A 24,721-nucleotide genomic window follows, 5' to 3' on the forward strand; every position below is an offset into this window, starting at 1 on the left:
CATGGCAGACAAGGACACGCTCGGTCGAGCCGGTGAAGAGCGTGCGGCGCGACACCTCGCGGCCGGCGGCTACACGGTGCTGGATCGCAACTGGCGCGGCGTCGACGGCGAGCTCGACATCGTCGTCGCGACCGCGCACGAGCTGGTGATCGTCGAGGTGAAGACGCGCCGCAGCGACGGGTACGGGCATCCGTTCGAGGCGATCGACGTGCGCAAGCAGCGACGTCTGCAGCGACTGGCCCTCGCGTGGATCGCGGCCCATCCCGACGCCGTGCAGGGCCGACGGCTTCGCATCGACGCGATCGCGGTGCTCGGCCCGGATCCGGCGACGGCCGAACTCGAGCATCTCAAGGACATCGCATGACCGTCGCGCGCACGTGGGCGGTGGCCCTGTCCGGCATCGCCGGCGAACTCGTCGAGGTCGAAGCCGATCTGTCCAGTCAGATCCCCGAGTTCCGGCTCATCGGTCTGCCCGACAAGGCCCTCGGTGAGGCCGTGCAGCGCGTGCGCAACGCATGCGCGAACAGCGACCTCCCGCTGCCGCGGCGGCGACTCACCGTGAATCTCTCACCGGCGAGCCTGCCCAAGAACGGCTCGGGGTTCGACGTCGCGATCGCGATCGCCTCCTTGGCGACGGACGTCCCGATGGATGCCGCGTCCCTGGCCGCGACGGTGCACATCGGCGAGCTCGGACTGGACGGTCGATTGCGTCCGGTCCCTGGCGTGCTGCCGGCCGTGCTCGTCGCACTCCGTGAGGGCAAACGCCGCGCCGTGGTGCCGCGCGCCAACCTGGACGAAGCCGAGCTGGTCGACGACATCGAGGTGCTCGGGGCGATCAGTCTCGCCGACGTCGCCCGGTGGCACGGCGCCGATATCGAGGCGCGCGAGCAAGCCGTCGTGCCGGGGCCGTGGCGCCCGGCATCGCCGTCCTCGCCGTTGGAGCTCGCCGAGGTCATCGGCCAGCGGGATGCGGTCGAGGCGCTGGTCGTCGCCGCAGCCGGCGGGCACCACCTCCTCATGAGCGGACCACCGGGTGCGGGAAAGACGATGCTGGCGCGGCGCCTCCCGGGCATCCTGCCGCCACTGGCCGACGACGCGGCTCTGGCCGCGGCATCCATCCGCTCGCTGGCGGGGGAGTCGATCGACGCGCTGCCCCGCGTCCCTCCCTTCGAAGCTCCGCACCACAGCGCGAGCGTGGCGGCGCTGGTCGGCGGGGGGAGCCGGGTCATCCGCCCCGGCGCTATCGCCCGCGCGAGCGAGGGAGTGCTGTTCCTGGACGAGGCGGGCGAGTTCGCCGCGCCCGCGCTCGACGCGCTCCGACAACCCTTGGAGACGGGGTCGATCACCATCCATCGCGCCGGGGCGACAGCGTCCTTCCCCGCCCGGTTCCAGCTCGTGATCGCGACCAACCCGTGCCCGTGCGGCAACTACGGAGTACCCGGCGGCGCGTGCATCTGCCCGCCACAGGCGATCCGGCGGTACCTCGGACGACTCTCCGGCCCGCTGATCGACCGCATCGACATCGAGCTGGCGATGACGCGTGTCTCGTCTGCTCACGCGGGCGCCGGAGTCACGGGCGTGTCGACGCTGGTGGCGCGCGAGCGAGTGCTCGCGGCCCGGGACCGGGCCGCACGGCGGCTGCGGTCGACGCCGTGGCGGGTCAACGCGGATGTCTCCGGCGAATGGCTGCGCCACGGGCCGTATGCACCCCCGCCGATCGCGCGACGACCGCTGGATGCCGCGCTGCATCGTGGTGCCATCACGCTGCGCGGATATGACCGAGTGCTGCGCGTGGCGTGGTCGATCAGCGACCTGGACGCCCGGGACGCCCCGACGGTGCACGACATCGGTCGTGCGCTCTATCTGAAGAAGGGGATCACCTCATGAGCGTGGGCGATCTGTCTCCGCGTGTGCTGCGCGCGTCGCTGTCCGGCGTCGTGGATGACGGGCTGGATGACGATGCCGTCCTGCGACGTTTCGCGACGGTCGTCTGGAACGCGCTCACGGAGCCCGGCGATGGGGTCGCCGGGCGGCTGGTGGGCGTTCTCGGACCTGTGGAAGCGCTGCGCGCGATCGTGCGCGACGGCGGTGCGCCTGCCGCAGCGGCCCACGCAGGCGTCGCGTCCGAGGAGTACGTGAAGGGGGTGGCCCGATGGCGGCTGCGGATGCAGCGTGCCGCGATCGACGCCTCGCTCGCCGCCGCCCGCCGAACCGGCGTCAGGCTGGTCGTCCCCGACGATCCGGAGTGGCCGTCGCAGGTCGACGACCTCGGCGCGCACGGTCCGCTGTGCCTGTGGGTCAAGGGCGATCCCGGCGTGCTCGCGCGGCTGCAGCCGTCCGTCGCGCTGGTCGGCGCCCGCGCGGCCACCGGGTACGGCGAACACGTCGTGATGGAGCTCGCCGCCGAGCTCGCCGGAAGCGGCATTCCGATCGTGTCGGGCGCCGCGTATGGCATCGACGGGATGGCGCACCGCGCCGCCTTGGCTGCCGGGGGACTGACGGTGGCACTGCTTGCGGGTGGTGTCGACCGGCCGTATCCGTCGGGTCACGCCGAGCTGATCGAGCGGATCGCTCTGAGCGGCGCCGCGGTGAGCGAGGTCCCCTGCGGGTCGACCCCCACCAAATGGAGGTTTTTGCAGAGGAACAGGTTGATTTCCGCGCTCAGCGACGTGACGGTCGTCGTGGAGGCGGGCTGGCGCAGCGGCTCGCTCAACACCGCAGGGCACGCCGCGTCTCTGGGCCGAGGACTCGGCGCCGTTCCCGGCCCGGTCACCAGCGCCGCCTCCGCGGGATGCCACCGTCTTCTGCGCGAGTTCGATGCCCGCTGCATCACGAGCGCCGATGACGTGCGCGAACTTCTGGGGCTCGATGGGGCGGTGCGGGCGGCGGCAGTCGATCCTGAGGCGTCGGCCCGGCCCGCGACCGACGATCGGACCCGCGTGCGGGATGCACTGAGCGTGCGGGTCTGGCGCGACGCCGAGGACCTCGCCCGCCGCAGTGGGATGTCGCGGAGCGAGGTCGAATCGCATCTCGGGCTGCTGCGACTCGAGGGAGAGGTCGACGGGGGCGTGCAGGGCTGGCGGCGAATGACGCCTGTACCCCGCGCTCGAGGCTGAATCGGAGGAATGCCGCAGCGCGAGACCGTGGTGGGTGCGAGAGCCGCGCGTGGGTTCGCGGAGCGGCTGCCCTCCGCTGTCGGCACAGCAGGGCATGCTGGGGGCATGGAGATGAGCGCGGCCGTGGCGGCATGGACGGGGCATCTGAGCGATGTCCGCCGTCTCTCGCCCGCGACCGTGCGCGCCTACCGGTCGGACCTCGTAGACCTGATCGAGACGATCGGCGACCTCCCGGTCGAGCAGGTCGATCTCGAGCATCTGCGCGAATGGCTGTGGAGCGCCACGAAGGCGGGGAAGGCGCGCTCCACGATCGCGCGGCGCACGGCATCTGCCCGGGCATTCTTCGATTGGCTGCTGGAAACCGAGCAGATTCCGACCGACCCGAGTCTGCGCCTCATCGCGCCGAAGCGCGGCCGCACCCTGCCGCGCGTGGCCACCGCGGATGCGATGACGCTGGTGCTGGATGCCGCGGCCGCACGGGCCGCGACCGAGGATCCGATCGCGCTGCGCGACCACGCTCTGCTCGAGTTGCTCTACGCCGCCGCGGTGCGTGTCTCGGAGGTGTGCGGCCTCGATCTCAACGACGTGGATCCGTCCCGTGCCACCGCCCGCGTGCTCGGCAAGGGCGCGAAAGAGCGCGTGGTTCCGTACGGCGCACCCGCGGCTCGGGCGCTGGACGCGTACCTCAGGATCGGCCGACCGGCTCTGCTCACGCGCGCGGCAGCCGACGTAGCCGCGACACCTGCGCTGTTCCTCGGCGCACGCGGTGGACGGCTGTCGCAGCGCACCGCCTACGACGTCGTCTCACGCACGATCGGTCCCGTCATCGGGTCCAGCGCCGTCGGGCCCCACGCCCTGCGCCACTCGGCCGCGACCCACCTGCTCGACGGCGGAGCCGACCTCCGCGCGGTGCAGGAGATGCTCGGTCACGCCAGCCTCGGCACGACCCAGATCTACACCCACGTCTCGAGCGAGCGACTGACCGCGACGTACAAGCTCGCGCACCCCCGCGCCTGACGTCGCGTCACTGGGACGGACGAACCCGCGCACCCCGCGCCTGACCGGCCCGCCGCTCACGGCAGGTCGGCGCAGCAGGGCAGCAGCACGGCCCGCGGGATCCCGCCGAGCAGGAGCAGTGGATTGATGTACTCCCCATCCCGCCGCACTCCGAAGTGCAGGGTCCCGGTGGCCGCGTGTCCGCCGACCGAGAGCACGGCGACCTCCTGACCGCGCTCGACCGACGCCCCGACCTCCACGCCCGGAACGACCGGCTCCAGGGTCGTCACCAGCCCGTCGCCGTGATCGATCGTGACGATGCCCCGCCCGGCGATCGATCCCACGAACGCCACCACTCCGGCCGCCGGCGCACGGACCTCCGGCCCGCCGACCGCCTCCAGGTCGATGCCGCGGTGGCCTGGACCGTATTCATGCGCCGGAGCCGCATACCCACGTGCGATGCGGAACCCGGCAAGCGGCCACACCCAGTCGCGTCGAACGAGGTCGTCGTCGCCGGGAGCGACGTGCGGTGTCGCGACAGGGGGACCGATCGCGGCCCCGGCCGACGCGTCGCCCGGTCCGACGAGCGCCGCGACGAGCAGGATCACCGCCACGGCACACCAGGTGCGCGCGCGGGACGCGGGAGGACGAGGCATCCGCCGAGTGTGGGGGTCAGCGGGTGCCCGCGACGCCGCGGCGCTCGCACCGGGGGAGTGGGCGTCTCGGCCCCTCGATGGGGAGGAGCCGTGCGACGTCGGGAACCGAGTGCTCCTGATACACTGGATCCTGCACCTCGCTTGTCGGGGTGACTACGCGTGCCCACAGCGCTCATCGAGCGTGGCATCCACTCCCATCGGTCTCACTCGTTCATTCGAGGGAGCGGGAGTGTGCCGGGCACCAGGCTCGCCGGTCAACAGACGCGGCGGATTACCGCAAAACGGCGCTTCGGCGCCGAGAACAGGAGACGACCATGGCCGTCGTTACCATTCGCCAGCTGCTCGACAGCGGCGTCCACTTCGGACACCAGACCCGCCGGTGGAACCCGAAGGTGAAGCGCTTCATCCTCACCGAGCGCAGCGGCATCCACATCATCGACCTGCAGCAGTCGCTCGGGTACATCGACAAGGCGTACGAATTCGTCAAGGAGACGGTCGCCCACGGCGGCACCGTGCTCTTCGTCGGTACCAAGAAGCAGGCGCAGGAAGTCATCGCCGAGCAGGCGACCCGCGTGGGCCAGCCCTACGTCAACCAGCGCTGGCTCGGTGGGCTGCTGACCAACTTCAGCACCATCTCCAAGCGCCTCGCTCGTATGAAGGAGCTCGAAGAGCTCGACTACGAGACCCCGGCCAACAGCGGCTTCACCAAGAAGGAGCTGTTGATCAAGAAGCGCGAGCTCGACAAGCTTCACAAGTCGCTCGGTGGAATCCGCAACCTGACCAAGACGCCTTCCGCGATCTGGGTCGTCGACGCCAAGCGCGAGCACCTCGCGATCAACGAGGCCTCGAAGCTCGGCATCCCCGTGATCGGCATCCTCGACACGAACGCCGACCCGGACGAGTTCCAGTACCCGATCCCCGGCAACGACGACGCGATCCGCTCCGTGGGCCTGCTCACGCGCATCATCGCCGACGCCGCCGCCGAGGGCCTCATCCAGCGCCACCAGCCCTCCGACGAGGCTGAGGCCGAGGTCGCCGAGCCGCTGACCGACTGGGAGCGCGAGCTGCTCGAGCAGAGCACCCCCGAGCAGTCCTCCGCCGAGACCGAGAAGGTCGCGGACCTGGGCATCGCCGAGGCTGACGCAGCCGAGATCGTCGCCGACGAGCAGGTCGCCCTGGTCGCCGCTGACGAGACCGCCGCTGACGAGGCCGGAGCCGAGGCTCACGACGAGGCCATCGCCGCCGCCGCGGGCGAGACGGCCGAAGAGGTCGCCGCCGACGAGGCTGCCAAGTAGCAGTCGCAGGACACAGCATTCGCCTCGGCGGGGTCGCATAACGCGTCCCCGCCGAGGCATCCTCACGAACGTTCTACACATCAAGGAGCCGCCACCATGGCCAACTTCACCATCGCCGACATCAAGGCGCTGCGCGAGCAGCTCGGCACCGGAATGGTCGACACCAAGAAGGCTCTCGAAGAGGCCGACGGCGACGTCGAGAAGGCCGTCGAGATCCTGCGTCTGAAGGGTGCGAAGGGCAACGCCAAGCGCGCCGACCGCTCCACCAGCGAGGGCCTGATCGCCGCTCGCGAGCTGGACGGAAAGGTCACGCTCATCGAGCTCGCCTGCGAGACCGACTTCGTCGCCAAGAACGAGCGCTTCATCAACCTGGCCGACAAGGTCGCGGATGCCGCAGCCGCCGTCGCCGCCGACTCGGTCGAGGCAGCCCTGGCTGCCCCCGCCGGCAACGGCACGGTCGAGCAGCTCATCTCCGACGAGGCCGCCATCATCGGCGAGAAGGTCGAACTGCGCCGCGTGCGCACGCTGACCGGCGACAACTTCGAGGTCTACCTGCACAAGACCAGCAAGGACCTGCCCCCGCAGGTCGGCGTTGTCCTGGCGTATTCGGGTACGGATGCCGAGACCGCTCGCAGCCTCGCGCAGCACATCTCGTTCGCCAACCCGAGCTACCTCTCGCGCGACGAGGTCCCCGCGGCCGACGTCGAGAAGGAGCGCGAGATCGTCACCGAGATCTCCCGCGGCGAGGGCAAGCCCGAGGCTGCTCTGCCGAAGATCGTCGAGGGACGCGTGAACGCGTTCTTCAAGCAGGTCGCTCTGCTCGACCAGGACTACGCCAAGGACAACAAGCAGTCCGTGGCGCAGGTGGCGAAGGACGCTGGGCTCACGCTCACCGGCTTCGCACGCTTCAAGGTCGGCGCGTAACATTTCGGACAGGCCCGCATCGGTTTCGATGCGGGCCTTTCCCATGCCCACATGAAGCTCCGGCTTCGATAGTTTGTACACGCGACGAGAGGACTCCCACGTGATCGATGAAATGACCGGGCGCAGGCGCGTCCTGCTCAAACTTTCCGGAGAAGCATTCGGCGGAGGGCAGCTGGGCGTCAACCCCGACGTCATCGGCCAGATGGCGCGCGAGATCGCGGCGGCGGTGGACCGGGTCGAGATCGCGGTCGTCGTCGGCGGCGGCAACTTCTTCCGCGGGGCCGAGCTCAGCCAGCGCGGCATGGACCGCGGTCGAGCCGACTACATGGGAATGCTCGGCACGGTGATGAACGCGCTCGCCCTGCAGGACTTCCTCGAGCAGGCCGGCGCCGCCACCCGCGTGCAGTCCGCCATCTCGATGACCCAGGTCGCCGAGCCCTACATCCCGCGTCGTGCGGAGCGCCACATGGAGAAGGGTCGCGTCGTCATCTTCGGCGCCGGAGCAGGTCTGCCCTACTTCTCCACCGACACGGTCGCCGCACAGCGTGCGCTCGAGATCGGAGCCTCCGAGGTCCTGGTCGCCAAGAACGGCGTCGACGGCGTCTACACGGCCGACCCGCACAAGGACCCCACGGCGACGAAGATCGACCGCATCACCTACCTCGATGCGCTGCAGCGCGGCCTCAAGGTCGTCGACTCGACCGCGTTCAGCCTCTGCATGGACAACCGCATGGACATGCGGGTGTTCGGCATGGAGCCGGCGGGCAACGTCACCCGGGCACTTCTGGGCGACTCGATCGGCACGCTCGTCACAGCCTGACGGGCACCCCCCGACTAGACTGTGACGCGTACGTCTACCGAATGGAGCAACTGTGATCGCCGACGTCTTGGCTGATGCCGGATCGCGCATGGATCGCGCTGTCGAAGCCGCGAAGGATGACTTCGCGACGATTCGCACGGGGCGGGCAAATCCGCAGATCTTCCAGAAGATCGCGGTGGACTACTACGGCACCCCGACCCCGCTCGCCCAGCTCGCGTCGCTGAACACCCCTGAGGCGCGCACGATCATCGTCACGCCGTACGACAAGTCGGCGCTGAAGGCGATCGAGCAGGCCATCCGCGACACCCCGAACCTCGGCGTCAACCCGACGAACGACGGCACCATCGTGCGCGTGACGTTCCCGGAACTGACCGCCGAGCGACGCAAGGAGTTCGTGAAGATCGTCCGCTCCAAGGGTGAGGACGCGAAGGTGCACCTGCGCGGCCTGCGTCGCAAGTCGAAGGACGAGCTCGACGCGCTCAAGAGCGAGATCGGCGAGGACGAGCTGGCTCGCGCCGAGAAGGAGCTGGACGTCATCACCCGGGCCCACGTCGACCAGATCGACGAGGCGCTCAAGCGCAAAGAGATCGAGCTCCTCGAAGTCTGAGGACCGCACATGACCGACGCATCCGGTACAGAACCGGTCGGGGACTCCCCGGGTGACCCGGACGCGCCGCTCACCAGGCGGGACGCCGCCGACACCCGACGCACCACGCCCATCGCACCGGAGCTGCACGCGCAGATCCGCGCCGCGCGGAACGAGTTCGAGAGCCAGGTCGCGCACGCCCGCGCCGAGTTCGATCAGGCCAACGAGCGCATCAAGGAGCGCACCGGTCGCAACCTGATCCTCGCGACGCTGATCGGCTTGGCGATCGGGCTGCTGCTGCTGGCCTCGCTGGTCTTCCTGAAGTGGGTGTTCGTCATCTTCGCGGTGGCGGCGAGCGTGCTCGGCATCTTCGAGTTCAGTCGCGCGCTGCAGGGGGCGGGTCGCCGGGTCGATGTGATCCCGCAGCTGATCGCGGGCACCCTGCTCGTGATCGGTGGCTGGTTCCTCGAGCTGTGGCTGCTGTGGGTCGCCGTGTTCGCGGCGGTCGCCTTCGTCGTCGTCTGGCGCCTGGTGGCGCAGATGTTCGTCAAGGACGGCCGCACGTACGGCGGCGTGCTGCGGGACGTCCTGACTGCCGGATTCATCCAGCTCTACGTGCCGTTCCTCACCGCGCTGTGCATCGTCCTGCTGCGACAGGACGGCGGCGAGTGGTGGGTGCTGTCCTTCATCATCATCGCCGTGGCCTCCGACACGGGCGCGTATGCGACCGGGCTCGCGTTCGGCAAGCACCCGATGGCACCCAAGATCAGCCCGAAGAAGACCTGGGAGGGCTTCGGTGGCGCCGCGGTCGCGGCATTGATCGCCGGTGTGCTCTTGGCCCTGTTCATGCTCGGGCTCCCGTGGTGGACCGGTCTGATCTGCGGCGCAGTCATCCTCCTGACCGCCACCGCGGGCGATCTCGGCGAGTCGATGGTCAAGCGCGATCTCGGCATCAAGGACATGAGTTCCTGGCTCCCGGGGCACGGGGGAGTCCTCGATCGCCTCGACTCGATCCTTCCCTCTACCATCGGCGCGCTGGCGCTCTACTACCTGCTCTCACCCCTGGCGGCATCATGACCATTCGCGACATCGCACCAGACCTGGCCTCCGACGACTCCTCGACGGCGGCCGCACAGGCGGCAGCCTTCCCCGAGACCTCCGGTCGCACCAAGGGCTACGAGAAGCGCGCCGTCGACGCGTTCCTCGCCCACGCGCGCACGGCCTTCGAGACGGCGCAGGATGCCCCGGCCATCGGCGCCGCCGAGATCCGCCACGCAGCCTTCCCGCTGGTGCGCCACGGGTACGTGATCGCCTCCGTGGACGCGGCCCTGTCGCGCATCGAGGATGCCTTCGCCGCGCGGGAACGCGCCCAGGCGGTCAGCGCAGCGGGCGCCACGGAGTGGGTGGAGCAGACGCGCGAGTCCGCGCAGGTGATCCTCGACCGGCTCGCCCGTCCGCACGGCAAGCGGTTCCAGCGCGTCAGCGTGCTGCGGTACGGCTACCGCATCGACGAGGTGGATCTGGTCAGCGACAAGGTCGCCCGGTACCTCGAGACCGGCGATGCGGTCACCGTCGAGCAGGTGCGCGGTGTCGCGTTCCGCATGCAGCGCGGTGGGTACCGCGAGGTGCAGGTCGACGCGGTTCTCGACGCCGTCGTCGAGGTCATGCTCGCGGTCGGATGACACGCGGCGGCACGCCGGATGGCACGCGTAGGCCGTGCCGGGTAGACTCGGGCCCACTGTGACTTCCGGAGACGAGATGATTCCCGCGCCCGAGCGCACCGGGCATCAGGCGTCCCTGCGTGAGTTCAGCCCCACCACGACCATCGAGGTCGCCCGCAAGAAGCGCACGGTTCCCGCGCGCTGGTCGCGCCGGCGCGGTGTGCTCGGCGTCTTCGCCGCCTTCGCCGCCGTGGGGTTCGTCGCCGCCTATGTGGGACCGACCGGTCTGGCGATCGCCCAGGCAGAGGCGGTCGAGCCGCCCATCTCGCTGTACGCCAGCACGCTCGTCGACGCGCAGAGCCACGTCGCGGTCGAGGCGGCGGACGATGCCGAGACGCCGGCCCTGGCGCGCGGCAACTACGACGTGTATGTGAAGCCCAAGCCGACCCCGACGCCCGTTGCGGTCCCGGCCAGCTCCAGCGGCGGATCGGGTTCTGGATGGCGCCCGCCGTTCGTCACCCCCGACCCGGGGACGGCCCAGTCCATCGCGTACCAGATGGTGCTCGGTCGCGGCTGGGGTGACGATCAGTTCGCCTGCCTCGTCGCACTGTGGAACCGCGAATCCGGATGGCGCGTCAACGCCTACAATGCCGGCAGCGGTGCGTACGGCATCCCGCAGGCCCTGCCCGGCAGCAAGATGGGTAGCGCGGGTGCCGACTGGGAGACCAACCCCGCGACACAGATCGCGTGGGGCCTCGGCTATATCGGCGGTCGCTACGGTTCGCCGTGCGGGGCGTGGGACCACTCGAACCGCGTCGGCTGGTACTGAGCTCATGCCGAGGTCGAATCGGCGTCGCTCCGATTCGGGGGGCGACGACCCCCTCGAGCGACTCATGGCCGGATGGAAGCGCGTCGAGACCCGCCGTGGCGTGGAGTGGACCGTGCAGCCCGTCTCCGGCGCCCAGGCGCAGAAGTCTTACACCTGCCCGGGCTGCGGTCGCAGCATCGGGCCCTCCGTTGCGCACCTGGTCGCCTGGCGCGCCGACGGCGTTCTGGGGGACGGAGCCGACATCGCGGCCCGTCGTCATTGGCACACCCATTGCTGGAGGATCGGCTGACGTGGAGATTCGCGGACCTGTGATGCTGCCCGCCCGCCGGGAGGACATCGAGCTCACCACCATCGACGGGCTCACGCTCGTCGGAGAGCTGGCGCTGCCGCTGGAGCGGGAGCCGGTCGCGACCCTCGTGACGCTGCATCCGCTGCCCACCGCGGGCGGTTTCATGGACTCCCATATCCTGCGCAAGGCGGCGGCGCGCCTGCCGGCCCTGGCCGACCTCGCCGTGCTGCGCTTCAACACGCGGGGCACGACCTCTCCTCGGGGGACGAGCGAGGGTGCCTTCGACGGCGGCCGCGCCGAGGCGTTCGACCTGGCCGCGGCAATGGACTTCGTGCGCGACCGCGGTCTGCCCGACCCGTGGCTGGTGGGCTGGTCGTTCGGCACCGAGATCGCCCTCAAGTACGGCCGCGATCACGACATCGCCGGCGCCATCCTGCTGTCGCCCCCGCTGCACCGTGCCTCGGATGCCGAAGTGGCGGCGTGGTCGGGTCATGACGCGCCGCTGATCGCGCTCATCCCGGAGTTCGACGACTACCTGCGCCCGGATGCCGCAGCGGAGCGGTTCGCGGCTGTCCCCGAGGCGGTGCTGATCCCGGTCGAGGGCGGCAAGCACCTCTGGGTGGGCGAGGCGCAGACGCGTCGCGTGCTCACCGAGATCGTCGCCGCGGTCAACCCCGATGCGCTCCCGCTGCCGACGGAGTGGGATGCCGCGGCCGCGGCATCCTGAGCGTCATTTCTCGTTCATCCGCGGGATGACGACCTGGCGGTAGATGATCAGGATGCTGGCGGCCACCGGGATGGCGATCAGCGCGCCGAGCAGTCCGAGCAGTGATCCGCCGGCCAGCGCCGCGATCACCACGACGGCGCCGGGTACCGAGACCGCACGGTTCATGATGCGCGGCGAGATCACGTACGCCTCGATCTGCATGTAGATCAGGTAGTAGATCGCCGCGATCAGGGCGGTGGTCGGTGACCCCAGCCCGAGGCACGTGAGGACGATGATCGCCGACCCGGTCAGAGTTCCGACGAGCGGGATCAACGAGAAGAAGAAGGCGATGACCGCGAGCACGGCGGGGAACGGCGCGCCGATGATCGTCAGGAAGATCGCGCTCAGGACACCGTTGATGACACCCATGCTGACCTGGCCCATGACGTAGTAGCCCACGGAATCCGAGATCTGCTCGGCCAGGTCGATGAATCGCTCCCGCTTGGAGGCCGGCACCAGCTGGTAGACCGCGGCCTTCAGATTCGGTGTGGAGGCCGTGAAGTAGATCGTCAGGATCAAGACGATGAACGCGCCGCCGATGCCGGCGACCACGGCGATGCCCGCCTGCAGCACACCGCCGCCGACCGCGGCCCAGTCCAGCCCCAGGATCCAGTCCTGGAGATTGCTGACCGTGTCGTCCACGAACTGCGGCTGCAGGGGGAACGTGTCCTTGACCCACTGGATCGCGTCCTGGAAGAACGTCTCAGGCTTCTGGAACACCTTCTCCAGCTGAGCCACCAGCTGGCCGACCTGCTCGACGATGATCGGCACCACCAGCAGCACGATGCCGGCGAACACGGCGAGCACGGCGAGGATCGTGACCAGCACCGCCGCCCAGCGGGGGAGCTTGCGGCGCTCCAGCCACGAGACCAGCGGCTCGAGGCCGAGCGAGAGGAACAGCGCGGTGCCGATGTAGAGCAGGATCGTGGACAGTGTCGCGAGGCTGTCGATGAACAGAAGCCCCAGGCCGACGCCCAACGTCGCGACGAACGCCACGCGGAATGGATTGTGGACCTTCACAACTGCTCCTGACTGTCTCCACGGGCGTGGATCGGTGTCAGGTCAGGATACGCACACCGGAGACTCAGGTGCGTGATTGGCTCCTCCCGGTGGCCTTTCAGGCGGTGTTCGCTAGTCTGAAATGTCGAGATAAGGGTCCGTGCGTGTGCAGACGGACCACTGAGAGGTGTTATTCGTGCGTTTCGTGTGGGCCGTGGCGGCTTTCTTCCTGGCCGCCTTGATGATCGGTGCGGGCATCGCCCAACGCACGGTCTTCCAAGGGCCGAAGACCGAGACCGCCGCGATCTCCGTCACGGAGGATGCTCCGTACGTCATGATCGACGGCGCGGTCCTCAACAAGCTGCCCGGTGCTCAGACCCTGCGTGCGCAGGGGGAGGGCACGATCTTCGCGGCGTACGGTCGGACGGACGACATGACCGCGTGGCTGGCCGAGTCCGACTTCACGCACGTCTCCCTGGACAAGAAGGGCGAGATCGTCACCGACGAGGTCGCCCCGACCGCCGCGCCGAGTCCTGAGGCGACCGCGGATTCCGCAGCCGGCGATGCCGCCGCGGATCCGGCCGCCGGATCCGAAGACGCCGCACCCGCGCTGAGCCCGGTCGGCTCCGACCTGTGGCTCGACGAGTTCCAGCAGGATGACCTGCTGATCGCTCCGCTGCAGCTCCCCGAGACGATGAGCGTGCTGGTCGCCTCGGACGGCACGGCCGCCGCCCCCGCGAAGATCTCCGTGTCGTGGCCCATCGGCAACGGCACGCCCTGGGCCGGACCCCTCATCGTCGCCGGCGGCGTCCTGATGGCGATCGGCGTGTTCCTGTACATCCTCGGCATCCGTCACGCCCGCCGCTCGCGCGGACCCCGTCGCAAGGGGCTCCCGTTGCCCGTGACCGAGCCGATCGACTTGGCCGTGGAGGGCGCCGACAAGGGCGTCATCAGCTCCGGCCCGTCCTCGCGCCGCTCCGTCACCGGTCGTCGTGCGTTCGCCGTCGTGCCGGTCGTCGCAGTCTCCGCCCTCCTGTTCACGGGCTGCTCCGCAGACTCCTGGCCGAGCTTCGCCGGATCGCCGACACCGACGCCCACGGCATCCGTCATCGTCCCCGAGGGGCAGATGGCGCCGGCCGTGACCGAAGCGCAGGCCGCCCGCATCCTGGCCCGCATCTCCGACACGGTCGCGACCGCGGACGAGACCAGCGACCCGGCGCTGGCCGCCACGCGCGTGGACGGTGCTGTGCTCGCCGAGCGCACCACCAACTACACGCTGCGCGCCGCGGTTCCCGACGTTGCGGCCCCGGCTGCGATCGAGACCAAGCCTCTGAAGATCGTGCTTCCGCAGACCTACGACGAATGGCCGCGCAGCTTCATGGCCGTGGTCGATGACCCGACCGACAAGGTCTCCAGCATCATGATGGTGACGCAGCAGGACGCCTGGTCGCCGTACAAGCTGTCGTACATCGCGAACCTCGAGGCCTCGACGCAGATGCCGGATCTCGCGGCCGTGTACGTCGGCGCGTCGCAGGTTCCGCCGGACTCCTCGTTCCTCGCGATGGCGCCCGACGAGCTGGCCGCCGCGTACGCCGATATCCTGAACAAGGGCGCCGACAGCGAGTTCTTCGGTCAGTTCGACACCGACGCGGATCACTTCCGGGTGAGCGTCGCCGAAGACCGCCAACGCCGCCTGGACGAGTTCAACACCACCGCCGCATCCACCGGAAGCCTCACCTTCGAGTCGGCTCCCGGCGCCCAGCCCCCCATGGCTCTGGCTACGCTGGACAGTGGGGCGATCGTCGCGATCAACCTGAACGAGTCCGACACCGTGAAGCCGACGAATGAAGATGCCGTCATCAAGCTCACGAACAACCCGACGGTGAAGGCTCTCGCCGGTGCGGAGCAGTCCTCGACCGGCTTCACCACCACCTACAGCGACCAGTTGTTCTTCTACGTCCCGGGTCCGGGTTCCAAGGAGAAGATCCGGTTGCTCGGGTACTCCTCCAATGTCCTCGACGCAAAGGTGATCCAGTGACCGATTCCGCTCCCGGAGCCGTCATGCGCGGCGCCGTCGATCTCTCGTCGCTGCGCAACCGTCCGCAGACACCGGCCGCACCGGCCGGGGGTGCGCCACCGTCCGCCCCGACCGCCGTGAACTCGCTCGTGATGGATGTCACCGACGACTCGTTCGCGCAGATCCTCGAACTCTCCCGCACTGTGCCCGTCGTCGTGGACCTCTGGGCCGAGTGGTGCGGACCGTGCAAGCAGCTCAGCCCCGTCCTGGAGAAGGTCGTCGCCGAGCTCGGCGGTCGCGTCGTCCTGGCGAAGGTGGATGTCGACGCCAACCCCCAGCTTTCGCAGGCGTTCCGCGCGCAGTCCATCCCGATGGTCGTCGCGCTCCTGGCCGGTCAGCCGGTGCCGCTGTTCACCGGTGCCGTGCCCGAGCAGCAGGTGCGCGAGGTCTTCGCCCAGCTGCTGCAGATGGCCGCGCAGAACGGCGTGACCGGCACGGTCGACGTGACGGGAGAGGCCGCGCCCGACGAGGCGGCGGAACCCGCTGAGCCGGAACTTCCCCCGCTGCATGCGGAGGCCTTCGACGCGATCGAGGCGGGCGACTACGCCCGCGCCGCGACCGCGTACGAGCAGGCGCTGGCCGAGAACCCTCGCGACGAGGACGCCCGCGCCGGGCTCGGTCAGGTGCGCCTGCTCGCCCGCGTGCAGGGACTGGATCTGCAGGCCGTGCGCGCCGCTGCTGCCGCCGCCCCGCTCGACCAGGAGGCGCAGTTCGCCGCCGCGGATCTGGATCTGGCCGGCGGCCATGTCGAGGACGCGTTCGGACGCCTGCTCGACCTGTTCGCCGCGTTGCCGAACGACGAGCGTGCCCCGGTGCGCGAGCGCCTGGTGGAGCTGTTCGGCCTCATCGGCGACAGCGACCCGCGCGTCCTGCGCGCCCGCGGCCGCCTCACCTCGCTGCTCTTCTAGCCCCGCGGCGCGCTCACAGCGCGTTTGACGCGCTAACCCTGCGTCGGTGAGGGAATGTGCGCCTCGGGATCGTGGCGCAGCCACAGGACGCCCAGTGGCGGCAGGATCATCGACGCCCGCCGACCGTCATGGGTGTGAACCAGTCCGAGGTTGCCGACACCCGATCCGCCGTAGGCGACCGCATCCGTATTCAGGATCTCGTGCCACACGCCCGGTTCGGGCAGGTCGAGCTCGTACCCGTGCACCGGCTCGCCGGAGAAGTTGCACACCACCACCACCGCATGGCCGTGCGTATCGCGGCGGGCGAACGCGATGACGTTCGGGTTCCATGACGGCGCGCCCAGCCGGGTGAAGGCGGCCGCCTCGCCGTCGCGCGCCCACAGCGCCGGCTCGGCGCGGTAGGTGCGGTTCAGCACCGCGACGAAGCTCTGCAGCTGCGCGTGGGACGGCTGCTCGAGGATCCACCAGTCCAGTCCGCGGCCCTCGGACCACTCGGACAGCTGACCGAACTCCTGGCCCATGAACAGCAGCTGCTTGCCGGGGTGACCCCACATATATGCCAGGAAGGCGCGCATGTTGGCGAGCTTCTGCCAATGGTCGCCCGGCATCCGGGTGAACAGACTGCCCTTGCCGTGCACGACCTCGTCGTGGCTGATCGGCAGGATGAAGTTCTCGGTGAACGCGTACACGAAGGAGAACGACAGTTCGCCCTCATGGTGCGAGCGGTACATCGGATCGCGCGCGATGTACTGCAGCGAGTCGTTCATCCACCCCATGTTCCACTTGAAGCCGAAGCCGAGTCCGGCGCGGTCGGTGGGCGCGGTGACACCGGGGAAGCTGGTGGACTCCTCCGCGACGATGGCGATGCCCGGGTAGCGCTTGTACGCGGTCGCGTTGACCTCCTGCAGGAAGCGGATGGCCTCGAGGTTCTCGCGGCCGCCGTGGATGTTCGGCGACCACTCGCCGTCCTCGCGGGAGTAGTCCAGGTACAGCATCGAGGCGACGGCATCCACGCGCAGCCCGTCGACGTGGAACTCCTCGAACCAGTACAGCGCGTTCGCGACGAGGAAGTTGCGGACCTCGTTGCGGCCGTAGTCGAAGATGTACGTGCCCCAGTCCTTGTGCTCGCCGCGACGGGGATCCGGATGCTCGTAGAGCGCTTCGCCGTCGAATCTGGCCAGCGCGAACGCGTCTTTCGGGAAGTGCCCGGGCACCCAGTCCATGATCACGCCGATGTCGGCCTGGTGCAGGCGGTCGATCAAGTAGCGCAGGTCGTCGGGCTGGCCGAAGCGACTCGTGGGTGCGTAGTAGCCGGTGACCTGGTAGCCCCAGGACCCGCCGAACGGATGCTCGGCCAACGGCAGGAACTCGATGTGGGTGAACCCCTGACCCGTCACGTACTCGATGAGCTCGTCCGCGGCGTCGCGGTAGGAGAGTCCCGGCCGCCAGGAGCCGAAGTGCAGCTCGTAGATCGACATCGGCTCCGACACGGGCCGGGAGGCCGCACGCCGGGTCATCCAGGCGGTGTCCTGCCAGGCGTAGGCGGAGTCGGTGACCACCGACGCGGTCGCCGGAGGAACCTCGGCGAACCGTGCCATCGGGTCGGCCTTGAGGATCCACTCTCCGCGGCGGGTCAGGATCTCGTACTTGTAGACCGTGCCGGCGCCGACCGCGGGCACGAACAGCTCCCAGACGCCGCTGCCACCCATCGACCGCATCGCGTGCGCGGTGCCGTCCCAGCCGTTGAAGCCGCCGACGACGCGCACCGCGCGTGCATTCGGCGCCCACACGGTGAACGCCGTGCCGGTGGCGCCGGCGTCCTCGCGGACGTGCGCGCCCAGCACGCGCCACAGCTGCTCGTGGCGGCCCTCGGCGATGAGGTGCAGGTCGAGCTCGCCGATCGTGGGGGCGTGGCGGTACGGGTCGTCGGCCACGAAGTCCGGGCCGTCGACATAGGTGGCGGCGAGGCGGTACGGCCCGTTGGTCCCGGCGCGCACACCCTCCCAGATCCCGGCACGCACATGCTCCAGCGGGATGCGGGTGCCGTCGTCGAACACCGCGGTGACGCTTCGCGCGAGAGGGCGACGCGCCCGGACGACCCACTCGGGTGCCCCGGACGCGTCGATGCCGGCGTGGATGCCCAGCACCGCGTGCGGATCGTGGTGGGTGCCCGCGGCGACGGCGTCCAGGACTGCGGCATCGGGCGTGTTCATCGGGACTCCTTGACGTGCAGGATGTGCACCGGCTCGGTGAAGGCATCGAGTCGGACGAAGTTGTGCTCGGACCAGGTCCAGGTCGCGCCGGTGAACAGGTCCTCGACCTCGAACGGGTCGCCGGGCTCCACGCCCCACACGCGCGTGTCGAGGTGCACCATGGTCTGGCGCACCGAGTGCGGATCGACGTTCACGACGACGATCAGGGTGTCGGCGCGGCCCGTCGGGGAGAGCGCGGCCGGCAGGTGCTTGGAGAAGACCAGGATCCCGTCGTCGTCGCTCCAGTGCACGCGCAGGTTGCGCAGCTGACGGAGCGCGGGATGCTGCGCCCGGATCTCGTTCAGCCGCCGCAGGTACGGGGCGAGCGAGTCGCCGTGCGCCTCCGCGCCGGCCCAGTCGCGGACCTTGTACTCGTACTTCTCGTTGTCGAGGTTCTCCTCGGAACCCGGTCGCGCGACGTTTTCGTACAGCTCGTAGCCGGCGTACACGCCGTACGTCGGGGCAGCCGTCGCCGCGATCGCCGCGCGGATCTTGTACGCCGGGCGTCCGCCGAACTGCAGATACTCGGTGAGGATGTCGGGGGTGTTGACGAACAGGTTCGGCCTCAGGAAGTCGGCGGTGTCGTCGGCCAGGCCCGTGAGGAACTCCTCCAGCTCCGGCTTGGTGTTGCGCCACGTGAAGTACGTGTAGCTCTGCTGGAATCCGGCGATCGCCAGCCCCTGCAGCGGGGCAGGACGGGTGAAGGCCTCGGCGAGGAACACCACATCGGGGTCCTGCGCCGTCACGGTCGCGATCAGCCACTCCCAGAACTGCAGCGGCTTGGTGTGCGGGTTGTCGACGCGGAAGATCCGCACGCCCTGGGCGATCCAGTGCCGCACGACACGCAGCACCTCGGCGCGGATGCCCTCGGGGTCGTTGTCGAAGTTGACCGGATAGATGTCCTGGTACTTCTTCGGCGGGTTCTCCGCGAAGGCGATAGTGCCGTCCGGCAGGCTCGTGAACCACTCCGGATGCTCGGTCACCCAGGGGTGATCCGGTGCCGCCTGCAGAGCGAGGTCGAGCGCCACCTCGATGCCCTCGGCCCGGGCGCTGCGCACGAAGGCGCGGAAGTCGGCCAGCGTGCCCAGATCGGGGTGGACCGCGTCGTGCCCGCCGGCGGCGGACCCGATCGCCCACGGCGACCCCGGGTCGCACGGCTGCGGGTCGAGCGTGTTGTTGCGGCCCTTGCGGTTGATCGTGCCGATGGGATGGATGGGCGGCAGGTACAGGACGTCGAAGCCCATCGCCGCCACGGCCGGCAGGCGCTTCATCGCGGTGCGGAAGGTGCCGCTCTTGATCGAGCCGTCCTTGAGCTTCTTGGCGCCCTCCGAGCGGGGGAAGAACTCGTACCAGGCGCCGACGCCGGCGCGCTCGCGCTCGACGAGGAGCTCGTGGCGCGCGCCGAGACTGACCAGCGACATGAGTGGGCGGGCGGCGAAGTAGCCGGCGATGGCCGGGTTGCGCACGATCTGCAGGGCGGCGGCGTCATCGGCCGCCGGGTCGCGCAGGGTGAGGGCTGCCGCCTCGAGCACGCGGCGCTCGCCGATCGGACGGGCCTTCTCCGCTACGGCACGGTCGAACAGCTGCGCGCCGAGCTCACGCATGAGCGCAGCATCCACTCCCGCCGCGATCTTGACTTCGGCGGCGTGCTCCCAGGTGGCGAAGTCGTCGCCGAAGGACTCGAAGCGGAACGCCCAGACGCCCTGCTCGAGCGGTGCGATCACGGCCGCCCAGCGGTCGAAGCCGTCGGCCAGCGAAGTGAGGCGATGCAGCGACTCCTCGCCGGACGGCGAGAACAGGCGCACGTGCACGCCGATCCGGTCATGCCCTTCGCGGAATGCAGTGACGCGGAACGGCACCGCCTCGCCCACGTAGGCCTTCGGTCGGAAGAGCCCGCCGGGCACTGCCGGCGACGGCAGCGCGAGCGGGATGCGCGGCGTGATCGACTCCCGCTCCGGCTGCGAATCGGCGGCCGCGCGGAGCGGGATCACGGATGCGCTCCGGCACGCGGGCGGGGTTGGTGTTCGGGTCGTCGTGGCCACGTCTTGAACCTACCGCGCAGCCGAGCCCGCAGACAGAAGTCCTACTCCGCCCGGAACAGATGCATCGAGGTCCCGACCACCGGGACATCTTCGCCGGGGGCGTACGCGACGTACGCGTTGTCGGGCGTTTCGTCGGCGCTGGACCACAGCGACACGTACCGCGTCACGCCCTCGACGCGGGGGAGCGTGACCGTCGTCGGCTGCTCCGTGCCGTGCACGACGAGCAGGATGCGGTTGAACGCCTCGTTCTCGGGGGTCGAGGCCGCCAGGTACTGCAGGGTGCGGTTCGCGGGGCTCGTCCAACTCTCGATCGACATGGTCTCGCCGTGCGTGTCGTACCAGTCCATCACCGACGCGCTGGGCACCCGCATCTCCTCGTGCGCGAACCGCATCGGTCGCAGCGCCGGGTTCTCCCGCCGTAGCCGGGTGAGGCGCTGCACGTGCGCCTGGATGTCCTTCTGCCAGTCCTCGTGCTCCCACGCCAGCCAGGTGAGCGGGGAGTCGTGACAGTAGGCGTTGTTGTTGCCGCGCTGCGAGCGGGCGAACTCGTCGCCGGCGGTCAGCATCGGCACGCCGGCGGACAGCAGGAGCGTGCCGAGCAGGTTGCGCATCGCCTTGCGGCGCGTGGCGAGGATGCCGGGGTCATCGGTCGGGCCTTCGGCGCCGTGGTTGAACGACCGGTTCGTGTCGGCGCCGTCGCGATTGTGCTCGCCGTTGCCGACATTGTGCTTGACGTCGTAACTGACGAGATCGCGCAGCGTGAAGCCGTCGTGGGCGGTGACGAAGTTGACGCTGGCCAGCGGGCCGCGGTCGGGGCTGAAGGTGTTGGACGAGCCGGCCAGGCGCGTGGCGAAGCCGCCGATGCCGACGGGGGCGGTGGCGGCACGGCGAGCGTAGTCCACGTCGCTCAGCCAGAAGTTGCGGACGCGGTCGCGGTAACGGTCGTTCCACTCGTGCCACCCGGCGCCGAAGTTACCGGTCTGCCAGCCGCCCATCCCGACATCCCACGGCTCGGCGATCTTCTTGACGTCCGCAAGCGCAGGGTCCTCCAGGATCGCCTGCAGCAGCGGATGCTCCGGCGTGAACGTGTGTGCGGCGTCCCGGCCGAGCGTGGCGGCGAGGTCGAAGCGGAAGCCGTCGATCTGCACGTCGTTCGCCCAGTACCGCAGCGAATCCAGGATGAGGCGTGCCGCGGCATCCGTCGACGTGTCCACCGCGTTGCCGCAGCCGGTGACGTCGATGTAGACGCCGTCGTCCTGCTGGCGGTAGTAGGCGCGGTTGTCGATGCCGCGCAGGCTCGTGCGCGGACCGCCGATGCCCTCCTCGGACGTGTGGTTGTAGACGACGTCGAGGATGACCTCGAGGCCGGCCTCGTGCAGCAGCTTCACCATGCCCTTGAACTCGCGCAGCACCGCCTCGGGCCCCTCGCGACGGCTCGCCTCGGTGGCGTACGGAGAGTGCGGCGTGAAGAAGTTGAGCGTGTTGTAGCCCCAGTAGTTCGACAACCCCTGGTGCACCAGGCGCGCCTCCGAGGCGAAGGCGTGCACCGGGAGCAGCTCGACGCTGGTGACGCCGAGTGTGAGCAGATGCTCGACCATCGCCGGGTGCGCCAGGCCCGCATAGGTGCCGTGCAAAGCGGGAGGAACGAGCGGATGCCGCTTCGTCAGGCCCTTCAGATGGCCCTCGTAGAGGACCGTGCGGTCCAGGGGCACGTTCGGCTTCGCGACGCCGCCCCAGTCGAAGGTGCCGTCCAGGACGACGGAGCGCCAGTCGTCGATCCCGCCGGTGACGAGCCCCTTGGAGTACGGCTCGATCAGCAGTGTCTGCGGGTTGAACGTGTTGCCGACCGCGTGCGGTCCGTCGACCCGGATCGCGTATCGCGCGCCGGGCTGCAGCAGCGGCGTGGTCACCGTCCAGATGCCGGATCCGGCAGGCTCGAGCGACGCGGTGTCGGTGATCCAGTCCAGGTCGGTGTCGTCGAAGATGACGAGTTCGATCGAGGACGCGCGCTCAGACCATATGCGGAGCGTTCCGACGCCGTCGTGCAGCCGTACGCCCAGTCCGTCGAAGTGCGACGCGTAGAGACCGGGCGGCGGCACGGCATCCTGACTGACGATCTCCGGGCTGAGCATGCGTTCTACAGTAGTTATGACGTGAGTCCATCGCGTTACGAGCGGAAAGGCGGGGCATGCGCGCCTACCTCGATCATGCGGCCACCACCCCGCTGCGCCCCGAGGCGCGGGAGGCATGGCTGACCGCGGCGGATCTCGTCGGCAACCCCGCGTCGATCCACGGGGGCGGGCAGGACGCCCGGCGCCTGCTCGAAGAATCGCGGGAGCGGTTGGCGGCGGTGGTCGACTGCGACCCCATCGAGATCGTCTTCACATCCGGCGGCACCGAATCCATCAACCTCGCCGTGAAGGGGCTCTGGTGGGCGGATGCCGCGCGCCACGCTTCCGAGCTGCGCCGCATCGTCGTGCCCACGGCCGAGCATCACGCCACGATCGACACGGTCGAGTGGCTCGCGGCGGCGGAGGGCGCCGAGCTCACCTGGGTGCCCGTCGACGAGGTCGGCCGCATCCGCCCCGACGCCTGGTCCGAAGCCGTCGCCGGCGCCGCACTCGCCACGTTCCTGGCGGCGAACAACGAGGTCGGCACGCTCCAGTCCGTCGAAGCCCTCGTCGAGAGTGCGGCGCTCGCCGAGGTGCCGGTGCACCTGGACGCCACCAGCGCCTTCGGTCACGTGCCGATGGGGTTCCGCGCCGTGCGCGCAGCGACCCGGTCGCGCCGTGCCGGACTCGTCGCGATGAGCCTGTCCGCACACAAGATCGGCGGACCGGCCGGCGTCGGTGCGCTCGTGGTGTCCCGCGACGCGACGCTGCAGGCGCTGCAGCACGGCGGCGGGCAGCAGCGCGGGCTGCGCTCGGGCACGCAGGACGTCGCCGGAGCCGCCGCCTTCGCGGTGGCCGCGGAACTCGCCGAGGCCGAGCGCGAGACCGAGACAGTGCGACTGGCCGCGCTGCGCGACCGGCTGGTCCGCGGCATACGTGACCTGGTCCCCGGGGCCGAACTGCTCGGCGATCCCGTCGACCGGCTGCCCGGCAACGCCCACATCCTGTTCCCGGCCGCCGAGGGCGACGCGCTGCTGTTCCTGATGGATCGTGCCGGTGTGGCCGTCTCGACCGGATCGGCGTGTCAGGCCGGCGTGCCCGAGCCCTCGCACGTGGTGCGGGCGATGGGACGGGGTGATGCCGCGGCGAACCGGGTGCTGCGACTCACGCTCGGTCGTACCTCGGACGACGGCGAGGTCGACGCGTTCCTCGCGGCGCTGCCCGAGGCCTATGCACGGGCGAGCGCATCCGGGCCCCGTTCAGGCGCGCGAACGTAGACTGGTCGAATGCGAATTCTGGCGGCCATGAGCGGGGGAGTGGACTCCGCCGTCGCGGCCGCGCGCGCCGTCGACGAAGGCCATGACGTGGTCGGCGTGCACCTGGCTCTCTCGCGCGCCGGTGGCACTCTGCGCACCGGCAGCCGCGGCTGCTGCACGATCGAGGACGCGATGGACGCCCGTCGCGCCGCCGATCTCCTCGGCATCCCGTTCTACGTGTGGGACTTCTCCGAGCGATTCCGCGACGACGTGATCGACGACTTCATCGCCGAGTACCAGGCCGGCCGCACCCCCAACCCGTGCATGCGGTGCAACGAGAAGATCAAGTTCGCCGCGCTCCTGGAGCGCGCGCTCGAGCTCGGCTTCGACGCCGTCTGCACCGGCCACTACGCGACGCTGGTCGACGGCCCCGAAGGGCGTGAACTGCACCGCGCGTCCGACGAGGCGAAGGACCAGTCCTACGTGCTGGGCGTCCTGAACGAGCAGCAGCTTGCGCACACCTACTTCCCGCTCGGATCGACGCCGTCCAAGGCGATCGTGCGCGCCGAAGCCGCCGAGCGCGGCCTGACGGTGGCACAGAAGCCCGACAGCCACGACATCTGCTTCATCCCCGACGGCGACACGCGCGGCTGGCTCGCCGAGAAGGTCGGCACGGCCACCGGCGAGATCGTCGACCGATCCGGCGCCGTCGTCGGCTCGCACGAAGGCGCGCACGGGTACACCGTCGGCCAGCGCCGCGGACTGCACCTCGGTGTACCCGCCCCCGACGGCAAGCCCCGGTTCGTCCTGGAGATCCGCCCGGTCACCAACACCGTGATCGTCGGCCCCAAGGAGGCCCTGGCCATCGGCGAGATCTCCGGCGCGCGCCACACCTGGGCCGGCCGCGCCCCCGAGTCCTCCGAGTACGCCTGCCACGTGCAGATCCGTGCCCACGCCGACCCGGTGCCGGCGATGGCGCGCATGGACGAGGCATCCGGATTCCTCGTCGTGACGCCTGAGACGCCGCTCGACGGCGTCGCCCCCGGCCAGACCGCCGTGCTCTACGACGGCACACGGGTGCTCGGCCAGTTCACGATCGACCGGACGGTCTCCGCGGTTCCCGTCGACGCCTGAATCC

At 69.9% G+C, this 24,721-nt stretch carries 22 protein-coding genes; 17 read left to right on the top strand and 5 right to left on the bottom strand.

Features of this window, described 5'->3' with window-relative positions; all coding sequences use genetic code 11:
- The first annotated feature begins 1 nt into the window (after position 1).
- The 4 genes from ASD65_RS01240 to ASD65_RS01255 all read left to right on the top strand — a co-directional run bounded on the left by ASD65_RS01240 (position 2) and on the right by ASD65_RS01255 (position 4,133).
- Positions 2-364, top strand: coding sequence for a YraN family protein (locus tag ASD65_RS01240; RefSeq protein ID WP_056217343.1), 363 nt, complete (start codon positions 2-4; stop codon positions 362-364).
- Positions 361-1,887: a YifB family Mg chelatase-like AAA ATPase gene (locus tag ASD65_RS01245; protein WP_056217345.1), complete on the top strand. Its 1,527-nt coding sequence runs from the start codon at positions 361-363 to the stop codon at positions 1,885-1,887. Before ASD65_RS01240 ends, ASD65_RS01245 begins: the two co-directional genes overlap by 4 nt.
- Positions 1,884-3,116 (top strand): DNA-processing protein DprA, encoded by a 1,233-nt coding sequence (dprA, locus tag ASD65_RS01250; RefSeq protein ID WP_056217348.1) that lies wholly within the window; start codon positions 1,884-1,886, stop codon positions 3,114-3,116. Before ASD65_RS01245 ends, dprA begins: the two co-directional genes overlap by 4 nt.
- Before the next feature lie 105 nt (positions 3,117-3,221).
- Positions 3,222-4,133: a tyrosine recombinase XerC gene (locus ASD65_RS01255; protein WP_056224349.1), complete on the top strand. Its 912-nt coding sequence runs from the start codon at positions 3,222-3,224 to the stop codon at positions 4,131-4,133.
- A 56-nt stretch (positions 4,134-4,189) separates the two neighbouring features.
- On the opposite strand, the gene ASD65_RS01260 is transcribed toward ASD65_RS01255, so the two are convergent.
- Complete coding sequence (locus ASD65_RS01260; RefSeq protein WP_056217351.1) at positions 4,190-4,768, bottom strand: murein hydrolase activator EnvC family protein; 579 nt, start codon at positions 4,766-4,768, stop codon at positions 4,190-4,192.
- Positions 4,769-5,082: 314 nt separating this feature from the next.
- Here ASD65_RS01260 and rpsB point away from each other — a divergent pair, with 314 nt between their 5' ends.
- The 9 genes from rpsB to ASD65_RS01305 all read left to right on the top strand — a co-directional run bounded on the left by rpsB (position 5,083) and on the right by ASD65_RS01305 (position 11,899).
- Positions 5,083-6,063 carry a 30S ribosomal protein S2 gene (rpsB, locus tag ASD65_RS01265; protein ID WP_056217355.1) on the top strand — a complete coding sequence of 327 codons (981 nt, stop codon included), beginning with the start codon at positions 5,083-5,085 and terminating at the stop codon, positions 6,061-6,063.
- A 96-nt stretch (positions 6,064-6,159) separates the two neighbouring features.
- Complete coding sequence (gene tsf / locus ASD65_RS01270) at positions 6,160-6,987, top strand: translation elongation factor Ts (RefSeq protein ID WP_056217357.1); 828 nt, start codon at positions 6,160-6,162, stop codon at positions 6,985-6,987.
- 100 nt (positions 6,988-7,087) lie between these two features.
- Positions 7,088-7,807: a UMP kinase gene (pyrH, locus tag ASD65_RS01275; RefSeq protein WP_082561520.1), complete on the top strand. Its 720-nt coding sequence runs from the start codon at positions 7,088-7,090 to the stop codon at positions 7,805-7,807.
- Between the two features lie 52 nt (positions 7,808-7,859).
- Entirely contained in the window at positions 7,860-8,414 is a 555-nt protein-coding gene (frr, locus tag ASD65_RS01280) for a ribosome recycling factor (protein ID WP_056217363.1), read from the top strand.
- Between the two features lie 9 nt (positions 8,415-8,423).
- Entirely contained in the window at positions 8,424-9,470 is a 1,047-nt protein-coding gene (locus ASD65_RS01285) for a phosphatidate cytidylyltransferase (protein WP_056217365.1), read from the top strand.
- Positions 9,467-10,075 (top strand): DivIVA domain-containing protein, encoded by a 609-nt coding sequence (locus ASD65_RS01290; protein WP_082561521.1) that lies wholly within the window; start codon positions 9,467-9,469, stop codon positions 10,073-10,075. Before ASD65_RS01285 ends, ASD65_RS01290 begins: the two co-directional genes overlap by 4 nt.
- 58 nt (positions 10,076-10,133) lie before the next feature.
- On the top strand, positions 10,134-10,883 hold the full coding sequence (locus ASD65_RS01295; protein WP_056217369.1) for a lytic transglycosylase domain-containing protein: 750 nt from the start codon (positions 10,134-10,136) through the stop codon (positions 10,881-10,883).
- 4 nt (positions 10,884-10,887) lie between these two features.
- A complete protein-coding gene (locus ASD65_RS01300) occupies positions 10,888-11,172 on the top strand; it encodes a hypothetical protein (protein ID WP_056217372.1) in 285 nt (94 codons plus the stop codon).
- A gap of 1 nt (position 11,173) precedes the next feature.
- Positions 11,174-11,899, top strand: a complete 726-nt coding sequence (locus tag ASD65_RS01305) for an alpha/beta hydrolase (RefSeq protein WP_056217374.1) — start codon at positions 11,174-11,176, stop codon at positions 11,897-11,899.
- A 3-nt stretch (positions 11,900-11,902) separates the two neighbouring features.
- Here the strand turns inward: ASD65_RS01305 and ASD65_RS01310 are convergent, their stop codons facing one another.
- Entirely contained in the window at positions 11,903-12,958 is a 1,056-nt protein-coding gene (locus tag ASD65_RS01310) for an AI-2E family transporter (RefSeq protein WP_056217387.1), read from the bottom strand.
- Positions 12,959-13,133: 175 nt separating this feature from the next.
- On the opposite strand from ASD65_RS01310, the gene ASD65_RS01315 reads away from it, so the two are divergent.
- Positions 13,134-14,975 (top strand): glycosyl transferase, encoded by a 1,842-nt coding sequence (locus tag ASD65_RS01315; RefSeq protein ID WP_082561522.1) that lies wholly within the window; start codon positions 13,134-13,136, stop codon positions 14,973-14,975.
- Between the two features lie 23 nt (positions 14,976-14,998).
- A complete protein-coding gene (locus ASD65_RS01320) occupies positions 14,999-15,922 on the top strand; it encodes a tetratricopeptide repeat protein (RefSeq protein WP_442922442.1) in 924 nt (307 codons plus the stop codon).
- Between the two features lie 32 nt (positions 15,923-15,954).
- Here ASD65_RS01320 and glgB read toward each other — a convergent pair whose 3' ends face one another.
- Genes glgB through glgX form a run of 3 tightly spaced genes read right to left on the bottom strand, consistent with a single transcriptional unit; the run spans position 15,955 to position 22,348 of the window.
- Entirely contained in the window at positions 15,955-18,135 is a 2,181-nt protein-coding gene (glgB, locus tag ASD65_RS01325) for a 1,4-alpha-glucan branching protein GlgB (protein WP_056217397.1), read from the bottom strand.
- Complete coding sequence (locus ASD65_RS01330) at positions 18,132-20,216, bottom strand: alpha-1,4-glucan--maltose-1-phosphate maltosyltransferase (RefSeq protein ID WP_082561523.1); 2,085 nt, start codon at positions 20,214-20,216, stop codon at positions 18,132-18,134. Before ASD65_RS01330 ends, glgB begins: the two co-directional genes overlap by 4 nt.
- A gap of 41 nt (positions 20,217-20,257) precedes the next feature.
- Entirely contained in the window at positions 20,258-22,348 is a 2,091-nt protein-coding gene (gene glgX, locus ASD65_RS01335; protein ID WP_056217399.1) for a glycogen debranching protein GlgX, read from the bottom strand.
- Between the two features lie 56 nt (positions 22,349-22,404).
- Here glgX and ASD65_RS01340 point away from each other — a divergent pair, with 56 nt between their 5' ends.
- Together ASD65_RS01340 and mnmA are read left to right on the top strand one after the other, a co-directional pair.
- On the top strand, positions 22,405-23,604 hold the full coding sequence (locus ASD65_RS01340; RefSeq protein WP_056217402.1) for a cysteine desulfurase family protein: 1,200 nt from the start codon (positions 22,405-22,407) through the stop codon (positions 23,602-23,604).
- 9 nt (positions 23,605-23,613) lie between these two features.
- Positions 23,614-24,717 carry a tRNA 2-thiouridine(34) synthase MnmA gene (mnmA, locus tag ASD65_RS01345; RefSeq protein WP_082561524.1) on the top strand — a complete coding sequence of 368 codons (1,104 nt, stop codon included), beginning with the start codon at positions 23,614-23,616 and terminating at the stop codon, positions 24,715-24,717.
- Positions 24,718-24,721: the final 4 nt, after the last annotated feature.

It is taken from the genome of Microbacterium sp. Root61, assembly GCF_001427525.1.
Classification (GTDB): Bacteria; Actinomycetota; Actinomycetes; order Actinomycetales; family Microbacteriaceae; genus Microbacterium.

Excerpts from the sequence above, each read along its gene's own strand:
- mnmA (WP_082561524.1), top strand. The coding sequence starts at position 23,614 with ATGCGAATTCTGGCGGCCATGAGCGGGGGAGTGGACTCCGCCGTCGCG.
- ASD65_RS01245 (WP_056217345.1), top strand. The coding sequence starts at position 361 with ATGACCGTCGCGCGCACGTGGGCGGTGGCCCTGTCCGGCATCGCCGGC.
- ASD65_RS01290 (WP_082561521.1), top strand. The coding sequence starts at position 9,467 with ATGACCATTCGCGACATCGCACCAGACCTGGCCTCCGACGACTCCTCG.
- ASD65_RS01285 (WP_056217365.1), top strand. The coding sequence starts at position 8,424 with ATGACCGACGCATCCGGTACAGAACCGGTCGGGGACTCCCCGGGTGAC.
- tsf (WP_056217357.1), top strand. The coding sequence starts at position 6,160 with ATGGCCAACTTCACCATCGCCGACATCAAGGCGCTGCGCGAGCAGCTC.
- ASD65_RS01260 (WP_056217351.1), bottom strand. The coding sequence starts at position 4,768 with ATGCCTCGTCCTCCCGCGTCCCGCGCGCGCACCTGGTGTGCCGTGGCG.
- glgX (WP_056217399.1), bottom strand. The coding sequence starts at position 22,348 with ATGCTCAGCCCGGAGATCGTCAGTCAGGATGCCGTGCCGCCGCCCGGT.
- rpsB (WP_056217355.1), top strand. The coding sequence starts at position 5,083 with ATGGCCGTCGTTACCATTCGCCAGCTGCTCGACAGCGGCGTCCACTTC.
- ASD65_RS01320 (WP_442922442.1), top strand. The coding sequence starts at position 14,999 with ATGCGCGGCGCCGTCGATCTCTCGTCGCTGCGCAACCGTCCGCAGACA.
- ASD65_RS01255 (WP_056224349.1), top strand. The coding sequence starts at position 3,222 with ATGGAGATGAGCGCGGCCGTGGCGGCATGGACGGGGCATCTGAGCGAT.
- ASD65_RS01340 (WP_056217402.1), top strand. The coding sequence starts at position 22,405 with ATGCGCGCCTACCTCGATCATGCGGCCACCACCCCGCTGCGCCCCGAG.
- dprA (WP_056217348.1), top strand. The coding sequence starts at position 1,884 with ATGAGCGTGGGCGATCTGTCTCCGCGTGTGCTGCGCGCGTCGCTGTCC.
- glgB (WP_056217397.1), bottom strand. The coding sequence starts at position 18,135 with ATGAACACGCCCGATGCCGCAGTCCTGGACGCCGTCGCCGCGGGCACC.
- ASD65_RS01300 (WP_056217372.1), top strand. The coding sequence starts at position 10,888 with ATGCCGAGGTCGAATCGGCGTCGCTCCGATTCGGGGGGCGACGACCCC.
- ASD65_RS01240 (WP_056217343.1), top strand. The coding sequence starts at position 2 with ATGGCAGACAAGGACACGCTCGGTCGAGCCGGTGAAGAGCGTGCGGCG.